The organism is Flavobacterium sp. RSP46, assembly GCF_003984825.1.
Classification (GTDB): Bacteria; Bacteroidota; Bacteroidia; order Flavobacteriales; family Flavobacteriaceae; genus Flavobacterium.
In genome coordinates this window covers 89,047-115,474 of sequence record NZ_RYDM01000005.1, presented here as the reverse complement: position 1 = coordinate 115,474, position 26,428 = coordinate 89,047, and the positions used below count along the sequence as shown (strand labels likewise).

The following is a 26,428-nucleotide window of genomic DNA, read 5'->3' as shown; positions in this document are numbered from 1 at the left end:
TACTATGTTTTTAAATTATATAAAGAATTTTTTTGTAAAAAAAACATTAAAAAACAGCTTTCAGAATTTAAAAAGTAATGGATCTGTGGCTGGTGTGCAAACAATTGGTTTAGTCGTTGATACTACTGGTTTTGCTGAGACTGAATTGCTGGTAAAGGAAATTTTATCCTATGGAATTTTGCCTGAAAACATCAAAATTATTGTTTATAACGATAAATTAAAACAAATTAGCGAAAAAAAATATCCTATATTTAGTGCTCGAGATCTCAATTGGAAAGGACAAATTGCATCCACGGAGGTTAATGCTTTTAGCAATGAAAAATTCGATTTATTAATAAGCTATTACGATATAGAAAAAGCAATTTTATTGCAAGTTACCCATAATTCAAAAGCACAATTCAAGGTTGGTTTTTCATCCATAGACCAAAGATTAAATCATTTCATGATTAAAACAGAGGTTAATAGTTACCGTATTTTTTCAAGTGAGTTATTCAAATATTTAAAATTATTAAACAAAATATAAAATAATATGCAATTATTAATAGGAACAGGTGTTGCTCTTGTAACTCCTTTTAAACAAGATTTTTCAATAGATACCGAAGCTTTAAAAAGAATTGTACATTTTTCTATCGATGGAGGAATTGAATATTTGGTAGTATTGGGTACCACTGCAGAAAATGCAACTTTGTCTCCAGAGGAAAAAGAATTGGTCATCCGTACTGTAATCGAAGCTAATAATGGCACTTTGCCCTTAGTGCTTGGAGTAGGAGGTAATAATACCTTAAAAGTTGTTGAAGAGTTAAAAACAAGAGATTTAACTGCGTTTACGGCAATACTTTCCGTTTCTCCGTACTATAACAAACCTACTCAGGAAGGGATTTACCAGCATTTCAAGGCTGTTGCTGAAGCCTCTCCCATTCCAGTGATTTTATATAATGTTCCGGGAAGAACGGCAAGTAATATGTTGCCTTCGACTGTTTTGCGTTTGGCAAATGATTTCGAAAATATCGTAGCCATAAAGGAAGCAGCAGGAGATCTTGTTCAGGCAATGCAATTATTGAAAAACAAACCAAAAGATTTTCTTGTAATTTCTGGTGATGATATGATAGCTTTACCAATGGTTTTAGCAGGTGGAGCAGGTGTGATATCAGTTATTGGTCAAGGTTTCCCTAAAGAATTTTCTGAAATGATTCGATTGGGCTTAAACAGAAAGACAGATGAAGCGTTCAAAACACAGTATCTTTTATCAGATTGTATTGACATGATTTTTGAGCAGGGAAATCCAGCAGGAATCAAACAAGTCTTTCTGTCACTAGGGATTTCTGAAAATACAGTGCGTTTGCCACTGGTAAAAGTAGATGATTCACTAGCAAATAGAATTGATCAGTTTGTAAAAAAAATGAATAAATAAGGATGAAAAAGTAGCATTTTTTTAAACAAAAAATATATTTTGAAGTCGCTAAATTAATAACTAAATTTGCCACCGAAACTTCGGTATGATTTGGTAGGTTGTTTCAGCCAAAGGAATCATGAAAAAAGTAAAAAAATGAAATCAAAGATTCACGAAATCTAAAAAACAATATTAAATGTTGAGTAAAAAAATAATATCTCTATTGCTTCTTGTAGTTTTTTTTAGTTCTTGTAACGAATACCAAAGAGCACTAAAAACCGAAGATGTAGCTGTCAAGTTTGAAATGGCGACTAAATTATACGATACAGGAAAATTTTCTAAAGCAATTCGTATTTTTGAGCAGATTGGCCCAGCATACAGAGGAAAGCCTCAAGCAGAAAAATTGTTTTATATGTTTGCGCAATCCTATTACAAGACAAAGCAATATTATTTAGCAGGATATCAATTTGAAAGCTTTGTTTCAGGATATCCTAAAAGTGAAAAAATACAAGAAGCAGCTTATTTAGGGGCAAAAAGTTACTCTATGCTTTCTCCTTCTTATAGTCTAGATCAAACGGACACGAACAAAGCATTGGATAAATTACAACTGTTTATTGATAGTTATCCAAACTCAGAATATATGGCTGACGCCAATAGTTCCGTTAAAGTGCTTAGCGAGAAAATACAAAAAAAAGTATTTGAAAATGCTAAAGGATACCATACGATTTCTGATTTTAAATCAGCGATAATTGCTTTAGATAATTTTGTTGCAGATTATCCAGGAACACCACTAAAAGAGGACGCATTGTTTTTTAAATTAGATTCAGCTTACCAACTGGCAATAAATAGTGTTCCTGCAAAAATGGAAGAACGTTTGAATGTTGCAAAAACAGCGCAAGCAAATTTGATAAAATTTAATGCTGAAACGAAATATATAAAAGTAGCGAACCAAATGTTAGCTCAAATAGAAAAAGATTTACAAAAATTTACTAAATAAATAAAGTCATGGATTTAAAAAAGACGAATGCTCCAGTAAATACAATAACATATAATAAAACTGTTATTGAAGAACCTACTGGTAATGTGTATGAAGCAATAACCATTATGGCTAAAAGAGCAAACCAAATCAATTCAGAAATTAAAAAAGAATTGACAGAGAAATTAGAAGAGTTTGCAACATATAATGACAGTCTTGAAGAAGTTTTTGAAAACAAAGAACAAATTGAGGTTTCAAAATTTTACGAAAAACTGCCTAAACCACACGCTTTAGCAGTTCAAGAATGGTTAGATGGTAAAATTTACCACAGAGACTCTAATAAATAATAAATGCTATGTCAGTTTTAAACGGTAAGAAAATTTTACTAGGAATTTCTGGTGGAATTGCAGCCTATAAAACCGCTTCATTAGTACGACTTTTCATAAAAGCAGGTGCACATGTCCAAGTGATAATGACACCTGCTTCTAAGGATTTTGTAACCCCTCTTACATTATCTACGTTATCCAAAAATCCGGTTTATTCTAGTTTTTATAACCAAGACAATGAAGATGAAAAATGGAACAATCATGTTGAATTGGCACTTTGGGCTGATTTGATGATTATTGCGCCAGCTACAGCAAATACATTGTCTAAAATGACAAATGGTATTTGTGATAATCTATTAATTGCAGCCTATTTATCCGCAAAATGTCCCGTGTATTTTGCTCCTGCAATGGATTTAGATATGTACAAACATCCTTCAACTATTGCTAATTTTTCCTCTTTGACACAATTTGGTAATACTATAATTCCTGCCGAAACAGGCGAATTGGCAAGTGGATTGTCCGGAGAAGGCAGAATGGCGGAACCAGAGAATATAGTGGCTTTTATTGAGGCGGATTTAAACAATAAATTACCTCTTAAAGGAAAAAAAATATTAATTACTGCTGGTCCTACTTATGAAGCAATCGATCCCGTGCGTTTTATAGGAAATCATTCTTCGGGTAAAATGGGTTTTGATATAGCAATTAGCGCTGCTAATCTAGGTGCTTCAGTAATTTTAGTAAGTGGACCAACACATTTTACAGTTTCAAATTCCTTGATTGAAGTTATTAATGTAGTCTCTGCCGAAGAGATGTATCTAGCCTGCCACCAGAGGTACACTGATGTAGATGTTGCCATTGCAGCAGCAGCAGTTGCGGATTATAAGCCCAAGAATGTAGCTAAACAAAAAATTAAAAAGGCAGCTGATAATTTTGTAATTGAACTCGAGAAAACCAAGGATATTTTAGCTTCTTTGGGAACGCTGAAGAAAAATCAGTTTCTGATTGGTTTTGCTTTAGAAACAGAAAATGAAATCGAAAATGCAAAGCTGAAAATTCAGAAAAAAAACTTAGATTTGATCGTTTTGAATTCCCTTCAAGATCAGGGTGCCGGTTTTGGAAAACCAACGAATAAAGTTACTTTTATAGACCAGTTTTTTAATCTTGAACCAATGGAATTAAAATCGAAAGAGGCTGTTGCGGATGATATACTAAATAAAGTAATAGCGCATTTTGAAAAACTAAGGTAGCACATGACACTCTATGAGGTAATAACGGTTGTGATTTATAGTGATAGATAAAAAAACAGAAATCTACAGATGAATAAAATATTTACTTTTTTGCTGCTTTTTATTTTTGGAGGTGTCCAAGCACAACAATTGAATTGTACTGTAACGGTTGATGCACAGCGATTGAGTGTTACCAATCAACAAGTTTTTAAAACCTTGCAAACCTCGATCAGTGAGTTTGTAAACAAAACAGATTGGACTGGTCAAACAGTGAAGCAAAATGAAAAAATTAATTGCTCAATTTATATTACTGTTTCTGCTAATAATTCCGATCAATTTATAGCCACCATCCAGGTACAATCATCCCGTCCGGTTTTTAATTCATCGTACACTTCACCAGTTTTAAATTATAACGACAAAGATTTTAGTTTTCGGTATACTGAGTTTGAAAATTTAATTTTTAACCCCAGCAGTTTTGATTCTAATTTAGTTTCTGTTCTTTCTTTTTACAGTTATGTCATTTTAGGAATGGATGCGGATACTTTTGTGATGGAATCCGGAAATCCTTATTTTGAAACTGCTCAGAATATTTTGAATGTAGCACAGCAAGGAGGATCAAAAGGATGGAGTCAGGCCGATGGAAATCAAAACCGTTATTTTTTGATAAATGATATTTTATCCCCGGCATTCAAACAAGTTCGACAAACGATGTTTGAGTACCATTCCGGATTAGATTTGATGAATCAGGATTTAAAAGAGGCTAAAGAAAAAATAAAAGGATCTTTAATTGATTTAGCTAAGTTAAATGCTTCAAGACCTAATGCGTTTTTAACCCGTGTCTTTTTTGATGCTAAATCAGATGAAATTGTAGCTGTATTTTCAGGTGGTCCTAGTATCACAATTTCAGATTTAGTTGATAATCTAAATAAAATTTCTCCTTTGAATTCTAGCAAATGGGCACTGATACACTATTAATTAGCGGCCAGATTTTAATTTAATCGCCGGTTCCAATAAAAAAAACAAATAAATGATAACGTCACTTTCGATAAAAAACTATGCTTTAATAGAAAAATTGACAATCGATTTTTCAAAAGGTTTCTCAACAATCACTGGAGAAACTGGTGCAGGAAAATCAATAATTTTAGGTGCATTGGGGCTGGTTTTAGGAAAAAGAGCCGATTTGACTTCTCTAAAAAACAAAGAAGAAAAGTGTATTATTGAGGCTCATTTTGAAATTTCTAAGTATAATTTACTTCCTTTTTTTGAAACAAATGATTTAGACTATGAAAATGACACTATAATTAGACGCGAAATCCTGCCTTCAGGAAAATCAAGAGCGTTTGTTAATGACAGCCCCGTAAATCTTCAGGAATTGCAGGAATTGAGCTTATTCTTGATTGATATTCATTCGCAACAACAAACTCAAGAACTTTCGGATGAAAATGTACAGTTTGAAATTATAGATGCTATTGCCACAAATAAAAATATAATTCTGGAGTATCAGTCGCTTTTAAAAAAATATAAATCGGATAGATCCAAATTAAATTCGTTACTGAAAAGACAAAGCGAATCTAAGAAAGAGCAGGAATACAATACTTTTTTATTGGATGAATTGGTAGCAGCGCAATTAAAATCAGGTGAACAAGAATCTCTTGAGGCTGATTTTGAAAAATTAAATAATGTTGAAATTATCAAGGAATCTATTGATAAATCTTTGGCTATAGCCAATGAAGAACAAATGGGTGTGATGCATAATTTGAATGAAATTAAGGTTTCATTACAAAAAATTGCTGTTTTTTCAGCGGATTACCAATCTTTGTTAGAAAGAATTACAAGCGTAACGATTGAATTTGAAGATGTTTTGGAAGAAATGAATCGTTGTTCTGAAAAATTGATCAATGATCCGGAACAATTGGATTTAATTAGTCAAAAGCTTCAGGTGATTTTTACCTTGCAAAAGAAACATCAGGTGTCATCTGTGGATGAACTACTTCAAATTCAGATGAATCTAGAAAATTCAGTATTAGAATTAGGAAATATGGAAGAAGAGATCGCTGCACTGACGCTTTCTCTAAAGCAAAAAACCGTTGAATTAGATGTTTTTTCAACTACAATTCATACGAATAGATTGAATTCGATTCCAGTTTTATCCCAAAAGTTGATTGCGATTTTAGAAACTTTAGGAATGCCTAATGTGCGCTTTAAAATGGATGTAAAATCAACTGAAACCTATTTTCAAAACGGAAAAGATGAGCTTCAGTTTTTATTTTCGGCCAATAAAGGGACGGATTTTGGTTTGTTAAAAAAAGTAGCTTCTGGTGGAGAAATGTCAAGGATTATGCTTGCTGTTAAGGCGATATTGGCACACTATTCAAAATTACCAACATTGATTTTTGATGAAATTGACACTGGTGTTTCCGGAGAAATAGCCATTAGAATGGGGGAAATTATGAAGGAAATGAGTCAGCAAATGCAAATTTTTGCAATTACGCATTTACCCCAAATTGCGGCAAAAGGGAATGCTCATTTCAAAGTGTTTAAATCGACTGTTGGCGAGGATACGCAATCTGAATTGAAATTATTAAGTAGAGAAGAAAGAGTGGTTGAAATCGCGCAAATGTTATCTGGAACAATCGTTTCCGACTCAGCCTTAAATCATGCCAAAGCCTTGTTGAACTAATATTTTAAATTATATTTGTCTCTAAAAAATCAAGACGAATTCAATTAAAATTATCTATTTAAAAAAATAAAATATGTATTTCAAAAAATCGATCGTAATATTGAGTGTAATTAGTATTTCTTTTTTTAACAGCTCTTTTGGGCAAGTGTTAGATTCGAACCATACAGTTGGTTCTATTCCAGCCAATAATTACATGTTTTCGATGAGTGATTATCCAGAGGGATTTTACGTTACTTTAGAAGATTTCATTAATAAAAAAACCACCAAACTTAATCCAGTAGAACGTAGAACAATTGTAGGGTTAGAAAAAAAATTAATACATCAAAATTCTATTGTTGATCATATTTTTCTGTACACTATTGCTGACGAAACTAAATTGACCGGAGTTTTTGCTGTTTCACTAAATGGAAATCTTTATGTACAACAAAAAAATTTCCGTAAATATGCATTGAAAGGTGATAAGAGTGAAGAAGGAGATAACCCAAATTCGTATCACAGGGTTTTGCAAGCCGGAAAGTTTCTATATTTAGAGGCGGAGCTTGCTAATGGTTGGTCAAAAGGATTGGCCTATGGAAGTGGTGGAGCTATTGGTGGTGTAATTGGTTCTTCAATGAATAGACTAAAAGGAATTGTATTTGATATCAATAAAAAAGAGTTTAATGTTTTAAAAGACTGTAAGGATTTTAATGAATTTTTAACCAGTCACCAATTAGAAAACGTGAAATGTGAAAACAAAAAAATAGATATAATCACGGTTAGGGAAAATATTAATAAAATAATAAGATAAGGAATTTATATTTTTTTGAATTAAAAAATAAGGATTTCCAACAATATAAAAACGGAAACAATAGAATTATGATTATAGAACCTAGAATGAGAGGATTTATTTGTACGACATCACACCCAAAAGGATGCGAGCAAAATGTAAAAAATCAAATAGAATACATACAATCAAAAGGCGCAATCAACGGAGCTAAAAATGTATTAGTAATTGGGGCTTCAACCGGTTTTGGTTTGGCTTCCAGAATTACAAGTGCTTTTGGTTCTAATGCAGCAACTATTGGTGTATTTTTTGAAAAAGCTCCTTCTGAAGGAAAAACAGCTTCACCAGGTTGGTACAACTCTGCAGCTTTTGAAAATGAAGCGCATAAAGCAGGTTTGTATGCAAAAAGTATCAATGGAGATGCTTTTTCGAATGAAGTAAAGCAACAAACATTAGATCTTATAAAAGCTGATTTAGGTCAAGTGGACTTAATAATCTACAGTTTAGCTTCTCCCGTTCGTATGCATCCTGTAACAGGAATATTGCATCGTTCTGTTTTGAAACCAATTGGTGGTACTTTTACCAATAAAACAGTTGATTTTCATTCTGGTAAAGTTTCTGAAATTTCAATTGAGCCTTGCACTGGTGATGATATAGAAAACACAGTCGCCGTTATGGGCGGGGAAGATTGGGCGATTTGGATTGATGCTCTAAAAGCTCAAAATCTATTAGCTCCAGGCGCTACAACTGTTGCTTATTCCTATATTGGGCCATCATTGACTGAAGCCGTTTATAGAAAAGGTACAATTGGTCGGGCCAAAGATCATCTTGAATCGACTGCATTTGCAATCACGGACAGTTTAGCAGCTATTGATGGAAAAGCATTTGTTTCTGTAAATAAGGCATTGGTTACACAAGCAAGTTCTGCAATTCCGGTTATTCCATTGTATATTTCTTTATTATATCGAATAATGAAGGAAGAAGGTATACACGAAGGATGTATTGAGCAAATTCAGCGTTTGTATCAAGAACGATTGTTTACCGGCAATGAAGTTCCTGTTGACGAAAAAGGAAGAATTAGGATTGATGATTTAGAGATGCGTCCTGATGTTCAGGAAAAAGTAGCTAAATTGTGGATGGAGGCTGTAACTGAAAATTTATCCGAAATAGGAGATTTAGTAGGATACAGAAAAGATTTTTACAATTTATTTGGTTTTGACGTGGATGGTGTAGATTACAAAGCGGATACAAACGAAGTGGTAAACATTAAAAGTATTTCTTAATTATTGTACCTTAAAATAGTATTTATAAAACCATCAATTAATAGTTGATGGTTTTTTTATGGATAACCATTATATTTGTTAAAATTTTAAAGACCTAAAAACAGACTACTAATACCTCATTTTGATTTATGTTATTTTCCTTAATAATCCCAGTTTACAATCGCCCAGACGAAGTAGATGAACTTTTAGAAAGTTTGTCTCATACAACCTATAAAGAGATATTTGAAATTGTAATCGTAGAAGATGGTTCTGCTTTAGTGTGTCAGGATGTTGCTCAAAAATATGGAGACAGACTTGATATTTCCTATTATTACAAAGAGAATTCAGGACCTGGCGATTCCAGAAATTATGGAATGAAAAAAGCCAGAGGGGATTACTTTATCATTTTTGATTCGGATTGTATTATACCTGAGCAGTACTTGTCTGAAGTTGATACGGCTTTAAAGCAAAATTATGTAGACTGTTTTGGAGGACCGGACAAGGCTTTAGATAGTTTTTCAGACATCCAAAAAGCAATTAATTTTGCAATGACTTCTTTTTTAACCACAGGAGGAATTAGAGGCGGTTCTGAAAAAATCGATAAGTTTCAGCCCCGAAGTTTTAACATGGGGCTGTCTCGCAAAGCTTTTGAAGCGTCCAAAGGTTTTGGAAATATTCATCCAGGAGAAGATCCTGATTTGTCAATTCGTTTGTGGAACTTAGGTTTTGAAACCACACTTTTCCCACAAGCATTTGTATATCACAAACGAAGAATCGACTGGGATAAGTTTTCAACTCAGGTAAATAAATTTGGAAAAGCACGACCAATTCTTAACAGTTGGTATCCAAAATACAATAAGCTTACTTTTTTCTTTCCTTCGGTTTTCATCATTGGATTTTTCTTTTCAATTGTATTGTTGTTAATTTTTAATTTTGATTATCTGCTTCAGTTGTATTTTATTTACTTTTTGGTATTGTTCTTGGTCTCTTCTTACCAGAATAAGAGCCTTAAAATAGGTTATTTATCATTAATAGCGGTTTGGAAACAGTTTTATGGTTACGGTTTAGGTTTCATAAAATCCTATTATAAAGTTATTATTTTAAGGCAAAAACCACAAGAGGCTTTTCCAGAATTATTTTTTAAAGTGTAAGATGACAAAAATCATTGGTTTAACCGGAGGCATAGGAAGTGGCAAAACTACCCTTGCAAAATATTTTGAATCATTTGGGATTCCCGTTTATATTGCGGATGCGGAGGCCAGAAAAATGATGGAATCTGCTGTGATTTTAAAAGCCATAAAAAACGAATTTGGGAGTTCTGTTTTTGAAATTAACCTGTTAAATAGAGAAAAATTAGCTAAAATCGTATTTGAGGAACCTGAAAAATTAGAAAAACTCAATGCTATTATTCATCCGGCAGTAAAAAAACATTTTGATCAATGGATTTTACAACAAGAGACGGCGCCGTTTATTATCTATGAAGCGGCTATTTTATTTGAAAGTGGGCGTGATAAAGAATGTGATTTTATTATAACGGTTACAGTACCGTTAGAATTGAGAATTCAAAGGGTAATTGCCAGAGATAAATCAAACCGAGATCTTGTTTTGAAACGAATAAATTCACAATGGACTGATAAACAGAGAATTGACAAAAGTGATTTTGTTATTCATAATGTTTCACTTGAAACAGCAAAGCAGGAGGCAAATGAAATTCTTAAAATATTAAAGATTGTATAAAAACAAGCATAGTTGTTAATGTTTGGTTAATCTATTATTTAATATATTGTTAAAATACTAAATTTGTTTTGATGAATAAACTTTTTTTTAGATTACTTGTTTTATTAATGAGCTTGTCCTTAATAGGGATAATTTTAGTTCAGGTATATTGGTTCAATACCTCGTTTAAAAATAATGATGAGCAATTTAAGTTTCATGTTAAGCAAGTTATTGGTAATGTGGCGAATAATCTTCAAAAACAAGAAGAGTATAATTTTTATGACAAAATAAATCATTACAAGGATAGTACCGGAAAAGTTCCTAAAAAGGACGATATATTAGAGTTTTATTACGTTCAGAAAAATCCAAGAACAAACGAAACTATTATATACTCAAACAGTATAATTTCTGAGAATTACAATATTTCTCCTACGTTCTTTGATAAGAAATTTGATAGTGAAAAATTCAAGAATTTTAGTTCTAAACGCGTTACAGAAGTGTATAACAATAATTCTATTGACAAATTAGGTGGGAATCAAAGTTTGATTCCAGATATTAGAATTGAAAAAGAAGGAAATTTAGATATTTTAGACAATGCTCTTTTTAAAATTTCAGCAAAAGATGTATTGTCAGCAATGCCGCTTGAGGAACGTGTTTCGAGCAGTGTTTTACAAAAATTAATCAAGAAAGAATTAGAAGAACACGGTATTGAAACAAAATTTGAATTTGGTATTTACAGCAATAATTTAGCGACTAAAATCAAATCAAGCGAGTTTAAATATGATAAAGATGCTACCTATTCTATTCCGGTATTTATTGATAATGAAGGAAGCAGTAAGTATGATTTGTTGGTTACATTTCCGCTTAAAAAGAAATTTTTATTGTCGGAACTCGTAAGCATTACCGTACTTTCAATTGTTTTTACTCTAATTATTTTGATTGCGTATTCAAGTGCATTGAATCAATTGATCCGGCAACGTCAAATTTCTGAAATTAAAAATGATTTTATTAATAACATGACGCACGAGTTTAAAACTCCAATAGCCACAATTAATTTAGCATTAGATGCGATACGAAATCCAAAAATAATAGATGATAAGGAGAAGGTTTTACGATACCTTCAGATGATTAAAGACGAGAATAAACGCATGCACGCCCAGGTAGAGAATGTGTTAAGAATTTCTAAACTAGAAAAGAAAGAACTGGACATTATCAAAGAGACGCTCAATGTACATGACATTATAAATGATGCTATTGAACATGTAAATCTAATTTTAGAAGATAGAGAAGGAACCATTAGAAGCCACTTTGGCGCTTTAAGAACTACCGTATTACTCAACGATGTTCATTTTACCAATGTGATTGTCAATATTTTAGAAAATGCTATAAAATATTCACCTAATGTGCCAGAAATAGACATTTTTACTGAAAATGTAAAAGATATGGTTATTATCAAAGTTAAAGATAACGGTTTAGGAATGAGTAAAATAGCTCAAAAAAGAATTTTTGAGAAATTTTATAGAGAACATACCGGTGACATTCATAATGTCAAAGGACATGGATTAGGTTTAGCGTATGTAAAAAGAATTGTAGATGACCACAACGGTCAAGTATATGTAGAAAGTGAAAAGGGAAAAGGGAGTACCTTCATAATAAAATTACCATTAATAAATTAGAATATGGAAAATGTAAATAAGAAAATACTTTTAGTGGAAGATGACCTGAATTTTGGTGCGGTTTTGAAAGATTATTTAATGCTAAATGATTTTGACGTCACTTTAGCCAAAAATGGAATGGAAGGTTTCGAAAAATTTAAAAAAGATACTTATGATTTGTGTATTCTGGATGTAATGATGCCTTACAAAGATGGTTATACTTTAGCAAAAGAAATCAGAGAAAAAAACAACGAAGTTCCAATTATCTTTTTAACTGCAAAATCGATGAAAGAGGATGTGTTGAAAGGCTACAAAGCGGGTGCGGATGATTACTTAAATAAACCTTTTGATTCAGAAGTATTGTTGATGAAAATCAAAGCGATAATTCAAAGAAAATCATCAGATACCAGAGCAGAACAAGTACAATTTGAATTTAATATTGGGAAGTTTTATTTAAATTCAAAACTTCGTTTTTTAACTTTTAATACTGAAGAGCCAATTAAATTATCTCCAAAAGAAAATGATTTGTTGAAGATGTTGATTCTTCATGAAAATGATTTGATGCCAAGAGAATTAGCCTTGACAAAAATATGGAGAGATGATAATTACTTTACATCAAGAAGTATGGATGTTTATATCGCAAAACTGAGGAAATACCTTAAACTGGATGAAGATGTTGAAATTTTGAATATCCACGGAGAAGGATTCAGATTAGTAGTAAAAAATAAAGTAGCAGAATAAGTAGCCATAAGCCTCAAGAAATTGAGGCTTTTTTATTTTAAAAATATTTATTTCCAGTTTAATTGCAAAGCGAAATTGGTTTTTTCTTCTTTTGTAATACTAAAAATAGTTTTATTTTTAGAAATATTTTCATGAATAATGATGTGATCCTTTAGCGATAATTCTTTTAAGAAATTCATTTCTAAACTAATAATTTTCTGATTTAGGATTAATTTTTCATCAACTAGATCCAAACACCATTCCAGATATTTGACATTATTAACATGATTTACAATGTCTAAATCCGATAAGAAAACGGTTTTTTCAAAAACTATTTCTTTCTCCTGATTGAAATTAATTTTAGAAAAACCTTCATGAGTAGCTTTTTTTTCGGGATATACTTCAAAATGCTCGAACGGCAACGCCAATGCTTCCGGCCGTCTTTTTTTAGTATTGAATACAGCCCAGAAAGTCTCTGAGCCCACAATTTTTTCTCCATTTACATGCATTTCCAGCGCCCGTACTGAACGGGAATTCTCTAAGGAATTGATCCAGGTTTTTACCGTTACGACATCTCCGGATTTAGGTAATTTAGTAACTTCAACACGCATTCTGCTCAAAACCCACGCTTGATTAAATTCCTGCATGTCCGTAAAACTGATTCCACCAATTTCTGAATGTGCAGCTGCTGTTAATTGTAATATAGAACACAAATCAGTGTATTTTAAAAACCCGTTTGGAGCACATTGTGTAAAATTGATTTCCCAGTCTTTGCTAAGAATAGATGTGAAGTTAGGTGAAATGGGCATATTTATAGATTGTAATTATTAGTAATGGGTTTAAAAAGGCTTTTTTGTTGTACTTCTTTTGTTTATAGGGATTGTTAAAACAAAACATTTTATAAATAATAATAATGACCGCTAATTATATTCGAAGTATAGGTTTTTTATTAGCGAATTAGTGGTTATATTTTTTTGATCGTCGTCAATAATGATATTTTTATTTTTTTGAATTGATGTACTTCACAATCGTTTCATAAGGAGTTTCAAAATCAAACCATTTGGTGTTTTCATTTTTTTTGAACCAAGTGAGTTGACGTTTTGAGAATCGGCGGGTATTTTTCTTTATTTCTTCAATGGCAAATTCCAATGAAATTTCCCTGTCAAAATAACGGAATAGTTCTCTGTAACCCACTGTTTGCAAGGCGTTCAATTCTTTATTCTGGAATAACGTTTTTGCTTCCGCTAATAAACCCTCGTTCATCATGGCATCTACACGTTGATTAATTCGGTTATAGATACTCTTTCTGTCGGCTTCTAAACCAATTAAAATAGGAGTGAAGTTGCGACTGTTTTGCTTTTGATTTAAAAAAGAAGAATATGGTTTTCCGGCACCAATACATACTTCTACGAAACGCATCATACGTTGTGGATTTTGTAAGGTTTGAGAATTCTCGACAGTCAAAGTTTTGTAATAATTAGGATCTAAAACTTCGAGTTTTTGTTGCAAATACCCAATTCCCAGTTTTTCATAATTCAGTGTTATTGCTGAGCGAACTGTAGGGTCTATTTCTGGAAATTCATCAAAACCTTTTAGGATTGCGTCTACATATAATCCCGAACCACCAACTAGTATAGCATAATCATTGGTCAGAAATAATTCGTCCAGTTTTGCAATGGCTTCTTTCTCGAAATCACCTACGGTATAATTCTCGAATATGGATTTGTTTTGGATAAAATGATGGGTAGCTGTTGCTAGCTCGGCTTGGTTTGGAACTGCGGTTCCGATGGTCATTTCCTTGAAAAACTGTCGGCTGTCACATGACAGGATATCGCATTTAAAATAATTAGCCAAAATGATGCTCAAGGAAGTTTTTCCTATCGCTGTGGGTCCGATAATGGTGATTAGGTATTTCATAGTTTTTAGCCCAGATGGAAACGGAAACCCCGGAGGTATTGCAGTTTTTTTTCTTGGTGTAAAAGAGCGACCGGAGGAAGCTCCTTTTTAGCCTTAGAAAAACAACTGGAATAACGAGGAGTTGCAGTGTACAGCTGGAATTGCTTCAAATTAATAAATTATAATTCGGTGCCACAATGGTAGCAGTATTTTGCATTATATTCATGACCGTCAGTTCCGCAAACGGTGCATGGATTAATTCTTTCGGCTCTTGGTTTTTTACGGTTGCTGTTTGCAAATTCAGCTGAAACGATACCCGTAGGAACGGCTATTATTCCATATCCCATGATCATTACTACTGATGCTATAGCTTGGCCTAATGGTGTGATGGGCGATATGTCACCGTAGCCAACGGTTGTGAGTGTTACAATGGTCCAATAAATGCTGGTGGGAATGCTGGTAAAGCCGCTTTCTTTACCCTCTACCACATACATAACGGAGCCTATCAGGATGCTGCTGATCAACATGAAATAGATAAAAATTAATATTTTTCCTCTACTGGCAATTAGCGCTTCTTTTAGGTGAGTGGATTGACTGGAGAATTTTGGATGTTTCAATATTTTGAACAATCGCAGTAATCTCAAAGCCCTTACCACAGTTAAAACGCTTGTTCCAAAATAAAACAAGGACAAATACATAGGTAAAGTGGCAATCAAATCAATGATTCCATAGAAACTGAGAACGTATTTGACAGGTTTTTTTATAGATATAATTCGAAGAATGTATTCTAAGGTAAAGAAAATCGTAATGACCCACTCTAGGATAATGAGTTCTTGGTGGTATTTTGTATCGAAACCTTTTACGGTTTCAAGCATCACAATTACAACACTTAACAAAATTACTCCTAAAAGTACTAGGTCAAACAAGCGCCCGGAAGCCGTATTTGTGCCATAAATAATGACATTGGTTTTTTGTCTGAAAGTGTCAAATTTTGACTTTATTCGGTGCATAATTATGGATGGATTGATAGCATACGATTAGAATTTTAACGTTTTCAAGGTTTTATTGCTTCGTATGTGCCCTTGGATAATATTTTTAGTGTCCCGGTTATTTTGCATCGGAATGAGGATGTTTCTCAGTATTTCGATATTGTTGATTTGATAATTTAAATCATAAAAAGCATAGCCTTTGTAAATTCCGTTTTCGATCAAAACGGCAGATCTTTCGCTGATGGTTCTGCCTTTGTCAATCAATACCATATTTTGATTTTCGAAACTATTTTTATCGACAAAAGTAAGAACTCTGATATTGTATTCTTCAGGTGAAACTTTGCTAATACAAGCGCCGTCACATTCTTTTATAGTGTATTGAAAACAGTTGGTTTTAGAAACATACAAACCAGTTAGTTTTTGACATAAATTATAATGAGAAGTAATTCTGAATAATGCGTTTTTACCCTCTTGCAGGGAGGAAAAGGATGTGATTTCTTTTTTGCGTCCATCTGCTTTTTGAAGCTTTAGGTTGAGATACCCATTTTTATCTTTTTCAGCATAGAGTGCCAGTTGAAAAATACTTTTTCGCTGTGCTCTGTTATATATGGGTTTGTTGATTTTTATTTCCTCGCTTTCTTTTAATAATGCGATCAATTCACTTCCGGTTTCATCATAGGTTACGGAAAACACTTCTGCTTGAATTTTCTTGCATTTTGTAGAAGTTCCTGTAAAATGCTGATTGATTCGTTTTTTTATGTTTCGGCTTTTGCCAATGTAAATTAGATTTCCTTTCTCATTATGAATGTAATAGACACCTGTTTTTGCTGGTAATCCGGACACAATATCCAGTAATTTTGGAGCGATTCCTTTTTCGATTTCCAGCTTTATAAAATCTTTTACAATTTCTTTCTCTAAATCTTTTTCTAAAAGAATTTTGAATAATTTGACTGTTGCTAAAGCATCACCACTGGCTCTGTGGCGGTCTGCCATTGGGATTCCAAGCGCACGAACGAGTTTTCCTAGGCTATGGGACGGTTGTTCCGGCAATAATTTTTTTGATAATTCAACCGTACAAAGTGTTCTGGCTTCAAAATCGTATCCTAATCGTCTGAATTCGGTTCGTAAGATTCTGTAATCAAAAGAAGCATTATGAGCCACGATAATACAATCGTTTGTCATTTCGATGATGCGTTTTGCTACTTCAAAAAACTTGGGAGCAGATTGCAACATGGCATTATTAATACCGGTAAGTTTAACTACAAAAGGTTGAATTGGGATTTCCGGATTTACCAAACTAATGAACTGATCCACGACCTCATGTCCATCAAATTTATAGATAGCGATTTCCGTGATTCCCTCTTCGTTGAATTGTCCTCCAGTGGTTTCTATGTCTAGTATTGCGTACAAAATAAGTATTCAGTGTTCAGTTTTTAGTATTCAGTTTTGAAGTAGAGATTTTTAAATCTGAAATGCTTCGCCAGTTCGCTACCGCTCGGGTCAATATTCGTTAATCTCAAATCAAAAGTCAATTTCTTCCTCCAAAGATACTACTTCCAATGCGAACCATCGTACTTCCACATTCAATTGCAAGTTGATAATCACCGGACATTCCCATAGAAAGAATGGTAAATTTTGAATTTTGAATTTTGAATTTATCAAAAATAGATTTCAGATGGGTGAATTCTTTCTTGATTTGATCTTTCTTGTCTGTAAAAGTTGCCATTCCCATTAATCCAACGATTCTAATGTTTTTTAATTCCTGGAATTCGTTTGAGGATAGGAGTGAAGCAAGTTCTTCTTGGTCAAGACCAAATTTAGTTTCTTCTTCGGCAATATGCATTTGTAATAAACAGTCAATAATTCTATTGCTTTTTAGTGCTTGTTTGTTGATTTCCTGTAGCAATTTCAAACTATCCACACCGTGAATCAAGCTCACAAATGGCGCCATAAATTTGACTTTATTGGTCTGAACATGGCCTATCATGTGCCATTGAATGTCTTTTGGCATTTGTTCCCATTTCTCCGCCATTTCCTGGATTTTATTTTCTCCAAAAATGCGTTGACCGGCCTCATACCCTTCCATTAAATCCGAAACAGGTTTGGTCTTTGAAACCGCAACTAAGGTTATATGTTCCGGTAAAGTGGATTTTATTTGGAGTAAATTATTTTTTATAGACATTTTAATGTTTAAATTTTAATGTGTTAAAGTTCATACACGACTAATCCGCTTCTAAACTTTGGTTCAATATACGTACTTTTTGGAGGCATTATTAAATTGGCATCGGCCAAGGCTTTTATTTCTCCAATATTGGATGGAAATAATATGAAACCGATTGCAAATTCTCCTTGATCAATTTTGTTTTTTACTTCCAATACGGATTGTTTTCCTGAAAGATATTCTATTCGCTCATCATTGCGTAAATCTTCGATGGCAAGAATAGGCAATAACACTTTTTTGTATAAAATTTGTGTGTCTAAACTATCCAAAGCCGTTAAGAAAACTTTATTTTCTTTTCGTAAAATTAAGCTATAAAATTCATTGTCCAGATACATTCCGAATTGATGCTTTTGAGAAGGCTGAAAAGGCTGGTGAAATTTGTTTGTAACAATGAAATTCTTTTCTAATTCCTTTATCAAATTTTCTTTCGAGAAACCGTTTAAATCTTTTACCAAGCGATTGAATTCATATATTTTGACATTGTTTTCAGAAATTAAATAGCTCAGAATATGATTTTTGGCTGTGTTGTCTGGATCATCATTTTCCTCGGATAATAATTTTAAGGCTTCGGTACGGTGATGGCCATCTGCAATATAAAGACTATCTGTTTTTTCAAAAATGTTCTGAAGCCAATTGATTTCTAACGCATCTTCAATTTTCCATAAGTAGTGAATTTCTTTTTTGGTGGTTGAAAACTCAAAATCGGCTAATTTTTGGGTACAATTAAAAATCCAGTTTTCAATCGTTTTATTATCCGGATAGGTCATCAAAACCGGTTCCGTATTGAACTCAGAATATTTCATGTAGTCTTTTAATAATCGGACTCTGAAAGCGATAATATCTTCGTGTTTTTTGATGATATTGTTGCAATAATCAGCTACACTAGTACCTACGATAATTCCGGTAAAAGAGTGCTTTTTAGTTACAATTTTATGAATATAAATCGCGGGTTTTTTGTCTTTTACTAAAATTATTTCATTTTTGAAATCCTCATATTTTTGATGTACTTGGCGGTATCTTTTTTCAAAAGAAACAGTTTCCTGATTGGTGTAAGCAGGTTTTAGTATGTGCAAAAAAGACAACGGATTGAAATCCAATTGCGCCGCTAATTCCGCATTTACATATTCTTCATACGAACGGCAAGTAACAAGGCAAACCTTATCACGAGTGGGACGAACAGCTTTGAAAGGGACAATTTTAGCCATAATAATATAAAAAGTGAAAAGTGAAAAGCTGAGAATTTAAAGGTATTAACTTTAGGCCCTCAATTTTTAAACATTACAATTATATAAATTGTTTAGAAATCTTCTCGGCTTTTTTGCTTCCAGAATAATCGTAAAAACCTTCCCCTGATTTCACACCCATTTTTCCGGCACGAACCATATTTACCAATAACGGACAAGGTGCATATTTTGGGTTTTTAAAACCGTCGTACATCACGTTCAAAATGGCTAAACATACATCAAGACCAATAAAATCTGCTAGTTGCAAAGGTCCCATCGGGTGTCCCATTCCAAGTTTCATCACCGTGTCAATTTCATAAACACCAGCCACTTTGTTGTATAAAGTTTCGACCGCTTCGTTAATCATGGGCATCAAGATTCTATTGGCAACAAAACCAGGATAATCGTTGACTTCAACAGGCGTTTTTCCTAACTTCTCGGAAAGATTCATGATGATTTTTGTCACTTCATCAGAAGTATTATAACCACGAATAATTTCCACCAGTTTCATTATTGGCACCGGATTCATAAAGTGCATCCCGATAACGCGTTCCGGATGTGCCACAACGGCTCCAATTTGAGTAATTGAAATAGAAGAAGTATTAGTTGCCAAAATTGTATTATGAGAACAAGCTTCGTTCAATTGCTTGAAGATATTCAGTTTTAATGCTACATTTTCAGTGGCCGCTTCAATCACTAAATCAACCCCTACAACGCCATCTTTGATATCCGTATAGGTGATTATGTTAGTAATCGTCTTTGCCTTGTCTTCTTGGGTGATACTTCCTTTTGCAATCATTCGGTCTAAATTAGCGGCGATAGTGGCCATTCCTTTATCCAATGATTGTTCTGAAACATCTATTAATTTTACGGTAAAACCACTTTGTGCAAAGGTGTGAGCAATTCCATTCCCCATTGTTCCTGCTCCAATTACGGCTATTGTTTTCATTCTTATTTTGGATTAAAATAGTTTAATATTTATGTAAAAATTATTTTTTAAAACAATCAATAATTTGATACGCAACACGAAGCGCTTCAGAGGCTTGTTCCAATGTCACAATTGGTGTTGAATCAGTATTTATGGCATCTGCAAATGATTCCAGTTCATCCAGAATAGCATTGTTTTGTTCTACATCTGGATTGGAAAAGTAGATTTGTTTTTTTACACCTTCCGCATTTTGTAAAATCATATCAAAATCGCCTGGAACTTCCGGAGCATCTTTCATTTTTACAACCTCACATTTCTTTTCTAAGAAATCTACGGAGATGTAAGCGTCTTTCTGGAAAAAACGAGATTTACGCATGTTTTTCATCGAAATTCGGCTCGCTGTTAAATTAGCAACACAACCGTTTTCAAACTCTATTCTTGCATTGGCAATATCCGGTGTATCACTGATAACTGAAACACCGCTAGCACTAATATTTTTTACTTTTGATTGTACAACACTCAAAATGGCATCAATATCATGAATCATCAAATCTAAGACTACAGGAACATCAGTTCCGCGAGGATTGAATTCAGCCAGACGATGCGATTCAATAAACATAGGGTTTTCGATCATGTTTTTGGTAGCGATGAATGCTGGATTGAAACGTTCCACATGCCCCACCTGACCTTTAACATTATATTCTTTTGATAAAGCGATAATTTCTTCGGCCTCTTCGACCGTATTTGAAATAGGTTTTTCAATAAAAACATGCTTACCGGATTTGATGGCTACTTTGGCACATTTGTAGTGAGAAAGGGTTGGGGTAACAATATCGATTACATCAACGGCATGAATAAGGGTGGCAATTGTGCTAAAATGTTTGTATCCAAATTCTTTAGAAACCTTTTCGGCGTTCTCTTGATTTGGATCATAAAATCCCACTAATTCATATTTTTTAGATTGTTGTAATAAACGCAAATGTATTTTTCCTAGATGGCCAGCACCTAATACTCCAATTTTCAGCATAATGATGTAATTTTTACAAAAATAACAATAAAATGATTAATCTATTATTGATACCGGACAATTCTTCAGTTAATTTAAAATTTAAAATCCAACATTTGAATTCAGAAATTGTTTTCTATTTTTACCAAAATAAAACAATAAACTTTGAAAGACACAGGCAAACATCAAGGACTTCGGAATCAATTAGTAAGCGTTTTAGAGCAAAAAGGAATTACTGACAAAAGTGTTTTGGAGGCGATAAAAAAGATTCCAAGACATTTATTTTTAAATTCCAGTTTTGAAGATTATGCCTATCAAGACAAAGCATTTCCTATTGCTGCAGGCCAAACGATATCGCAACCGTACACTGTTGCTTTTCAATCCCAATTATTAGAAGTCAAAAAAGAACACAAAATTTTAGAAATAGGAACAGGTTCAGGGTATCAAACAGCTGTTCTATGCCTTTTAGGTGCCAAAGTATTTAGTGTAGAAAGACAGAAAGAATTGTTTAAGCAAACCTCAATTTTATTTCCAAAACTGAATATTAGGCCCAAATATCTCTCTTTTGGAGATGGATACAAAGGATTACCAAATTACGCTCCTTTTGATAGTATTATAGTAACTGCAGGCGCTCCGTTTATTCCGCAACCGTTGATGGCGCAACTCAAAATAGGAGGAAGGCTAGTTATTCCACTAGGTACAGAGGTGCAGATTATGACCTTATTAATCAGAAAAAATGAAACTCAATTTGAGAAACATGAGTTTGGAGAGTTTCGATTTGTTCCTTTATTAGAAGATAAAAATTAAAACAAAACCCCGCCAAGCAGCGGGTTTTTATTGACCAATAATGGTTAAATACCGCTCTAAACTTTCTTTTTCTATTTGAGCAATGAATAACAAAAAATCTTCTTTGTTGTTTTTAGTTTGTGCAGTTTCCAGTGTTTGATAATAGCGCATTCTACTTTCATAATCCCCTTTTATATTGGCAATTATGTAACCATGCTGTAATAAAACCAAGTTCATGACTAAGCGCGAAGTCCTGCCATTTCCATCAATAAAGGGATGAATAGTAACCAAGCGTTCATGCATTTCGGCAGCTAAAATTATCGGATGTAAGGTTGATTTATTAGTTTCATACCAAATAAAAAAATCTTCCATTGCTTTGGCGACTAAAAAAGGTTGTGGAGGCACGTAACTGCTTCCTTGAATCATCACCTGGACTTTTCTATAGCTACCTGCATCTTCGGGTTGAATTCCTCTCAAAATAAGATTGTGGATAGAAAGAACTTCTCGTTCCTTTATAGCAGTATTTTTTTGCATTAAATCTTTGATATAAGCAATGGCTTCCTGATGATTAATGACTTCCAGATGTTCCCGCATACTTTTTCCAGAAATCGTCAAACCTTCATTGATAACTAAATCCGTTTCGCGTAAAGTCATTGTGTTTCCCTCGATGCGATTACTTTCAAACGTATATTCTAGCTCTAATGCTTGTGCAATCCGATAGCTGTCAAATTGGCGAAACCCATCCAGTTGTATCTTCAAAGTATCTATTTCATCTAAAATTTTCTGAAGAGTTACCGATAATTTTTTCTTTATTGGTTTGCTTTGATATCTAATTTCTTGCTCTGCAACCAATAATGCTTTTAGAGCAAATTCATCCTGACCAATTTCATAAAGAATTTTTTCTTTAAGCCAAGCGACCATGATTGTTTCTAAATCTATTTCTAGTAAAGATGCTAATTTTACGACTTGGTCTCTTGTAGGTTTTCTAGTTCCACTTTCAAACTTACTAATTAAGGCTTGATCAATTGCTAAAAGTTGTGCGACTTCTCTAGTTTTGAGTCCTTTTTGTTCTCTTGCGTTTTTGAGTAGTGTTTTCATTTAAAAAAAAGCTTTAAATTGTCTTGACAAATTTAGTCATTTTTTATAAATAAAAATAATAATTAATACATTACTTTCTTAATTTAAAATGATTTTTTGATTCGGTCTAGATCCCGTTTCGTATCTTGTTCTTTGAGAGATTCACGTTTGTCATAGGTTTTCTTTCCTTTGCAAAGACCAATTTGGAGTTTGGCCAATCCTTTTTCATTAGTAAACAATTTCAAAGGAACTATTGTCAATCCTTTTGCTTGAACACTTTTCAGCAAACCTTTTAATTCCTTTTTTTTTAAAAGTAATTTGCGCTCGCTTCTTGCCTTGTGGTTGAACTGATTACCAAAAGTATATTCTTCAATATAGGTGTTTATCGCAAAAAGTTCGTTATTGCTAAATTCACAAAAACTTTCTGTGATGTTTGCTTTTCCTAATCTAATGGATTTGATTTCCGTTCCAGCCAAAACAATTCCTGCATTGAAGGTTTCGATTATTTCATAGTCAAATCGGGCTCTCTTATTGAATATATTTATTGTTTTTAACATAGCGTGCAAAGGTAACAAAAATTAAAGGTTTAGCAATTATTTAGTCCAATTTCAGCAATTGGAATGTGATTGCTTCATCAACCATAGTTACGATATAAAGATTACCAAAAGTTTTATCTTGAATGTCAGTAAATGAGTTTTGATTTATCATTTGATTGACAAATTTTGGTATTGTGTTACTATGTCCCACAATTAAAATTTTTTTTCCTATCGTTTCTTTTTTGAAAACTTCAATAGGTATATTTTTAGGATCATACAGCTTAACCTTCATCTTCTTTGTTGTCGCGGTTGGACTTGCAGTTTGTAAAGTTCTTTTGTAATCCGTTGAATAGATTTCATCAAAACTAATTTCTGAGAATATTGTATTCCATTTTTCAGCTCTTTTCAACCCTTTTTCAGATAAATCTGGATTTTGAGAATTATCTACTTTCTCGGCATGACGAATAAAGTAATAGGTGGTGGTGCTTTGTCCAAAACTGATATTTAAAAATAACAGTGTAAACAGTGCGAGAAATTTTTTCATTTGAATCAATTTTAAAAAAAAAGTATTTGGGATTTTAATATCTTTGCAAAATGGAACACTTAAAATCGAAAGATCCGCTTCACGGAATTACACTCCAAAAAATAGTAGAGCAACTAGTGGATCATTACGGATTTGATACTTTGGGGGAACTCATTAAAGTAAAATGCTTTACAGATAAACCAAGTGTAAAATCCAGTTTGACTTTTTTACGAAAAACAGATTGGGCACGAAAACAAGTGGAAGATTTGTATATAAAATCAGAAGCTAAATTGCCCAAATAAATCTAGTTTAATTTATAGGAAACCATAAAACCGCCTCTGTAGGGCAACCATTCGCCACTTTTATTGTACCCTTTCGCCGATTCATATCGTTCTCCCGTAGCTAAGTCATATCCTTTATAAAAACCTTGATGCGAACCACCGCCTAAGAAACAATCTAACATAAATTTATCATTTATTTTTATTTGATATCCAATTGTTGCACCTATAAAATATCCAACGCCTTTTTCATACAAAGTAGTATTTATATAATTCCATTTTTGGAAATTAAATATACTTGCCCCAATATGTGCTCCTGCATAAAAACCATTGTATTTTTCTTTGAAATGATAACGATATTCAGGTGTGAAAGTATAAAACTCTCTAGGTTTACCATTTATTGATTTCCATAAAGAGGCTGTAATATCAAATTGAAAAGTAGATTTTTTTCCAATGCTGGTTTCAATACCTACATTAGGAATGGTCAATAAAGTAGTCATAGCATTTGCTTTTATATACGTTTGACTTTGGGATACAATACAGAAGAGAAAAAAAGAAACAATAAATAATTTTTTCATAAAAAGTGTTTTCTATTATTTAGACCAATAGCTTATTGGAGAAAATCAAAGACAAATGTAAAATATTTATCTGTAAGGTTTTTATGTTTTTAATTTATATTAGTCACGCAACTAAATTTTAAATAAAAAGGACATAAAATTAGTATTTGTTCAAAAGAGAATAAATTAGAGTATCAAAAAAACGACCATCAAAAAATTCATTTTCTTTTAAATGTCCTTCTCTGACAAACCCATTTTTTTCTAAAACTTTTGCAGATGCATCGTTATCAGGATCAATCATCGCTTCAATGGAATGCAATTTCATGATTTGAAAACCATAATTAACAGCTTCTTTCACTGCTTCAGATATAATTCCTTTTCCATGATATTCAGGTAATAACATATAGCCAATTTCGGCACGATAATGTTCGGGTTTTATTCTGTAATGACCAATAACTCCAATAAGTTTTGGGTTGTCTTTCAACGTAATAGCCCAATTGATACCTTCATTAGCTTCAATTTTTGTATCGATCATTGCAATGTGTTCCAAGGCATCTTCGTTCGTTTTTACTAAAGGTCTTGGAATATATTTCATAGTTTCTGGATTGGATCGCAATTCGAAAATTTCTTTAATGTCATTAGTGTTTACTCTTCTCAAAAGCAAGCGTTCGGTTTCTAAATCAGGAAATGGACTAAAATTTATAGCTAACATATCTTAGTAATTAAAGGATTTCGATACTGTATTTTGATTGGAACGTTTCCTTGGTTTCTAGAATTTGAATGCCTTCTTTTTCAAATAGATTTTCGGAACTTTCATTGGTATCCGAATAACCAAACCAAGGTTCAATACAAATAAATGCCGCATTTATTTTGGTCCAAATCCCTAAGCTTGGAAAATCATCAAAATGTATTTTTAGAATTGGATTTTTATTTTCTAAAATAGTCAACGAGTTGGATTTTAATGTTTTGAAAATCAAAGCATCGTTTTCAAACAACTCATACGTCAGCGGAATATATTTATTAAGAACGTCTAATTTCTTCGTTTTATTTGAAATTAAATCATCCTCCAAAAGATAATATTTCAATGGTTCTTCTTTTTCAAAAGCAATAGCATAACTCTCGAATTGATTTGGCAAAGCAAAAGCAGGATGTGCGCCAATAGCAAACGGCATTGCAGTTTTTCCGTTGTTGATTACTTTATATGCAATCGATAAATTATGCCCGTGTAATGTGTAAATGATTTGCAATTCAAAGTCAAACGGATATGCTTTTAAAGTTTCTTCAGAAGAGTGTAGGGAGAAAACAGCACTGTTTTCTGTTGCATTGATCAATTCAAACTCCATATCTCTGGCAAAGCCGTGTCGCGATAAATGATATTCCATTGCATTATAGTGAAAGGAATTATTTTTTAAAGTCCCAACAATTGGGAATAAAACAGGAGCGTGCTTGCCCCAAAATACCGGATTTCCTTCCCAGATGTATTCTCTATCGTGGTTTGTTTTTAAAGAAATTAATTCAGCTCCAAAATGTTTAATTTCTGCAGTGAGATTCGAGTTTTTAATTAGAGTTGTCAAAATTATTTTTTCGGGTTACTTTAAAAATGGTTTTCTGGCGTAAATATATTTTATAATTTTTAATTCTGATACGCTTTAAACATGATTTTATTGATTTATAATGGAATCAATTCGATCTCA

At 32.9% G+C, this 26,428-nt stretch carries 29 protein-coding genes; 15 read left to right on the top strand and 14 right to left on the bottom strand.

Translation table 11 applies throughout. The features are described 5' to 3' along the window. The first annotated feature begins 4 nt into the window (after positions 1-4). The 13 genes from EKM01_RS09905 (at position 5) to EKM01_RS09845 (ending at position 12,735) form a co-directional block, all read left to right on the top strand. On the top strand, positions 5-523 hold the full coding sequence (locus tag EKM01_RS09905; protein WP_126452446.1) for a hypothetical protein: 519 nt from the start codon (positions 5-7) through the stop codon (positions 521-523). A 6-nt stretch (positions 524-529) separates the two neighbouring features. Continuing rightward, complete coding sequence (gene dapA, locus EKM01_RS09900; RefSeq protein ID WP_126462933.1) at positions 530-1,411, top strand: 4-hydroxy-tetrahydrodipicolinate synthase; 882 nt, start codon at positions 530-532, stop codon at positions 1,409-1,411. Between the two features lie 175 nt (positions 1,412-1,586). Then, a complete protein-coding gene (locus EKM01_RS09895; protein WP_126462931.1) occupies positions 1,587-2,387 on the top strand; it encodes an outer membrane protein assembly factor BamD in 801 nt (266 codons plus the stop codon). Positions 2,388-2,395: 8 nt separating this feature from the next. Beyond that, positions 2,396-2,713: a DNA-directed RNA polymerase subunit omega gene (locus tag EKM01_RS09890; RefSeq protein ID WP_026709525.1), complete on the top strand. Its 318-nt coding sequence runs from the start codon at positions 2,396-2,398 to the stop codon at positions 2,711-2,713. Between the two features lie 8 nt (positions 2,714-2,721). Beyond that, the gene (gene coaBC / locus EKM01_RS09885; RefSeq protein WP_126768167.1) at positions 2,722-3,939 is read left to right on the top strand and encodes a bifunctional phosphopantothenoylcysteine decarboxylase/phosphopantothenate--cysteine ligase CoaBC; all 1,218 of its coding nucleotides are present in this window, start codon (positions 2,722-2,724) and stop codon (positions 3,937-3,939) included. Between the two features lie 69 nt (positions 3,940-4,008). After that, positions 4,009-4,893 (top strand): DUF4835 family protein, encoded by an 885-nt coding sequence (locus EKM01_RS09880; protein WP_126743121.1) that lies wholly within the window; start codon positions 4,009-4,011, stop codon positions 4,891-4,893. Positions 4,894-4,945: 52 nt separating this feature from the next. Beyond that, positions 4,946-6,598: a DNA repair protein RecN gene (gene recN, locus EKM01_RS09875; RefSeq protein WP_126462926.1), complete on the top strand. Its 1,653-nt coding sequence runs from the start codon at positions 4,946-4,948 to the stop codon at positions 6,596-6,598. 73 nt (positions 6,599-6,671) lie between these two features. Beyond that, positions 6,672-7,385 (top strand): hypothetical protein, encoded by a 714-nt coding sequence (locus tag EKM01_RS09870; protein ID WP_126768164.1) that lies wholly within the window; start codon positions 6,672-6,674, stop codon positions 7,383-7,385. A 68-nt stretch (positions 7,386-7,453) separates the two neighbouring features. After that, positions 7,454-8,644: an enoyl-ACP reductase FabV gene (fabV, locus tag EKM01_RS09865; RefSeq protein ID WP_126743119.1), complete on the top strand. Its 1,191-nt coding sequence runs from the start codon at positions 7,454-7,456 to the stop codon at positions 8,642-8,644. Between the two features lie 128 nt (positions 8,645-8,772). Next, complete coding sequence (locus tag EKM01_RS09860) at positions 8,773-9,774, top strand: glycosyltransferase family 2 protein (RefSeq protein ID WP_126452432.1); 1,002 nt, start codon at positions 8,773-8,775, stop codon at positions 9,772-9,774. A 1-nt stretch (position 9,775) separates the two neighbouring features. Next, positions 9,776-10,360: a dephospho-CoA kinase gene (coaE, locus tag EKM01_RS09855; RefSeq protein WP_126553635.1), complete on the top strand. Its 585-nt coding sequence runs from the start codon at positions 9,776-9,778 to the stop codon at positions 10,358-10,360. A 71-nt stretch (positions 10,361-10,431) separates the two neighbouring features. Next, complete coding sequence (locus tag EKM01_RS09850; protein WP_126462919.1) at positions 10,432-12,015, top strand: sensor histidine kinase KdpD; 1,584 nt, start codon at positions 10,432-10,434, stop codon at positions 12,013-12,015. 3 nt (positions 12,016-12,018) lie between these two features. Beyond that, positions 12,019-12,735, top strand: coding sequence for a response regulator transcription factor (locus EKM01_RS09845; RefSeq protein ID WP_126452426.1), 717 nt, complete (start codon positions 12,019-12,021; stop codon positions 12,733-12,735). A gap of 47 nt (positions 12,736-12,782) precedes the next feature. Here EKM01_RS09845 and EKM01_RS09840 read toward each other — a convergent pair whose 3' ends face one another. The 8 genes from EKM01_RS09840 to EKM01_RS09805 form a co-directional block, all read right to left on the bottom strand. After that, positions 12,783-13,523 (bottom strand): acyl-[acyl-carrier-protein] thioesterase, encoded by a 741-nt coding sequence (locus EKM01_RS09840; RefSeq protein WP_126768161.1) that lies wholly within the window; start codon positions 13,521-13,523, stop codon positions 12,783-12,785. Positions 13,524-13,713: 190 nt separating this feature from the next. Then, on the bottom strand, positions 13,714-14,631 hold the full coding sequence (gene miaA, locus EKM01_RS09835) for a tRNA (adenosine(37)-N6)-dimethylallyltransferase MiaA (RefSeq protein ID WP_126743116.1): 918 nt from the start codon (positions 14,629-14,631) through the stop codon (positions 13,714-13,716). Between the two features lie 158 nt (positions 14,632-14,789). Further along, on the bottom strand, positions 14,790-15,620 hold the full coding sequence (locus EKM01_RS09830) for an ion transporter (protein WP_126462913.1): 831 nt from the start codon (positions 15,618-15,620) through the stop codon (positions 14,790-14,792). A 27-nt stretch (positions 15,621-15,647) separates the two neighbouring features. Next, on the bottom strand, positions 15,648-17,009 hold the full coding sequence (locus EKM01_RS09825; protein WP_126576349.1) for an exonuclease domain-containing protein: 1,362 nt from the start codon (positions 17,007-17,009) through the stop codon (positions 15,648-15,650). 118 nt (positions 17,010-17,127) lie between these two features. Beyond that, positions 17,128-17,781 carry a YggS family pyridoxal phosphate-dependent enzyme gene (locus EKM01_RS09820; protein WP_126768158.1) on the bottom strand — a complete coding sequence of 218 codons (654 nt, stop codon included), beginning with the start codon at positions 17,779-17,781 and terminating at the stop codon, positions 17,128-17,130. A gap of 23 nt (positions 17,782-17,804) precedes the next feature. Then, positions 17,805-19,025 (bottom strand): DUF1015 domain-containing protein, encoded by a 1,221-nt coding sequence (locus EKM01_RS09815; RefSeq protein WP_126768156.1) that lies wholly within the window; start codon positions 19,023-19,025, stop codon positions 17,805-17,807. A gap of 79 nt (positions 19,026-19,104) precedes the next feature. Then, complete coding sequence (locus EKM01_RS09810) at positions 19,105-19,992, bottom strand: 3-hydroxyacyl-CoA dehydrogenase family protein (protein ID WP_126553648.1); 888 nt, start codon at positions 19,990-19,992, stop codon at positions 19,105-19,107. Between the two features lie 40 nt (positions 19,993-20,032). Then, positions 20,033-20,998 carry a Gfo/Idh/MocA family protein gene (locus tag EKM01_RS09805; RefSeq protein WP_126462899.1) on the bottom strand — a complete coding sequence of 322 codons (966 nt, stop codon included), beginning with the start codon at positions 20,996-20,998 and terminating at the stop codon, positions 20,033-20,035. 144 nt (positions 20,999-21,142) lie between these two features. Between EKM01_RS09805 and EKM01_RS09800 the strand changes: the two genes are divergently transcribed. Beyond that, the gene (locus tag EKM01_RS09800; RefSeq protein WP_126462896.1) at positions 21,143-21,784 is read left to right on the top strand and encodes a protein-L-isoaspartate(D-aspartate) O-methyltransferase; all 642 of its coding nucleotides are present in this window, start codon (positions 21,143-21,145) and stop codon (positions 21,782-21,784) included. Positions 21,785-21,811: 27 nt separating this feature from the next. Here EKM01_RS09800 and EKM01_RS09795 read toward each other — a convergent pair whose 3' ends face one another. From EKM01_RS09795 to EKM01_RS09785, 3 genes are all read right to left on the bottom strand, one after another. Next, complete coding sequence (locus EKM01_RS09795) at positions 21,812-22,861, bottom strand: Fic family protein (protein WP_126462893.1); 1,050 nt, start codon at positions 22,859-22,861, stop codon at positions 21,812-21,814. Positions 22,862-22,944: 83 nt separating this feature from the next. Further along, positions 22,945-23,397: an SsrA-binding protein SmpB gene (smpB, locus tag EKM01_RS09790; protein ID WP_091204586.1), complete on the bottom strand. Its 453-nt coding sequence runs from the start codon at positions 23,395-23,397 to the stop codon at positions 22,945-22,947. 40 nt (positions 23,398-23,437) lie between these two features. Further along, complete coding sequence (locus EKM01_RS09785; protein ID WP_126462890.1) at positions 23,438-23,920, bottom strand: histidine phosphatase family protein; 483 nt, start codon at positions 23,918-23,920, stop codon at positions 23,438-23,440. Positions 23,921-23,970: 50 nt separating this feature from the next. Between EKM01_RS09785 and EKM01_RS09780 the strand changes: the two genes are divergently transcribed. Beyond that, positions 23,971-24,201, top strand: coding sequence for a VF530 family DNA-binding protein (locus tag EKM01_RS09780; RefSeq protein ID WP_126553652.1), 231 nt, complete (start codon positions 23,971-23,973; stop codon positions 24,199-24,201). A 2-nt stretch (positions 24,202-24,203) separates the two neighbouring features. On the opposite strand, the gene EKM01_RS09775 is transcribed toward EKM01_RS09780, so the two are convergent. From EKM01_RS09775 to EKM01_RS09765, 3 genes are all read right to left on the bottom strand, one after another. Continuing rightward, positions 24,204-24,755: a DUF3575 domain-containing protein gene (locus EKM01_RS09775; RefSeq protein WP_126462884.1), complete on the bottom strand. Its 552-nt coding sequence runs from the start codon at positions 24,753-24,755 to the stop codon at positions 24,204-24,206. Positions 24,756-24,894: 139 nt separating this feature from the next. After that, positions 24,895-25,446, bottom strand: coding sequence for a GNAT family N-acetyltransferase (locus EKM01_RS09770; protein WP_126768153.1), 552 nt, complete (start codon positions 25,444-25,446; stop codon positions 24,895-24,897). A 10-nt stretch (positions 25,447-25,456) separates the two neighbouring features. Then, the gene (locus tag EKM01_RS09765; protein ID WP_126553656.1) at positions 25,457-26,308 is read right to left on the bottom strand and encodes an aldose 1-epimerase family protein; all 852 of its coding nucleotides are present in this window, start codon (positions 26,306-26,308) and stop codon (positions 25,457-25,459) included. Between the last annotated feature and the right edge of the window lie 120 nt (positions 26,309-26,428).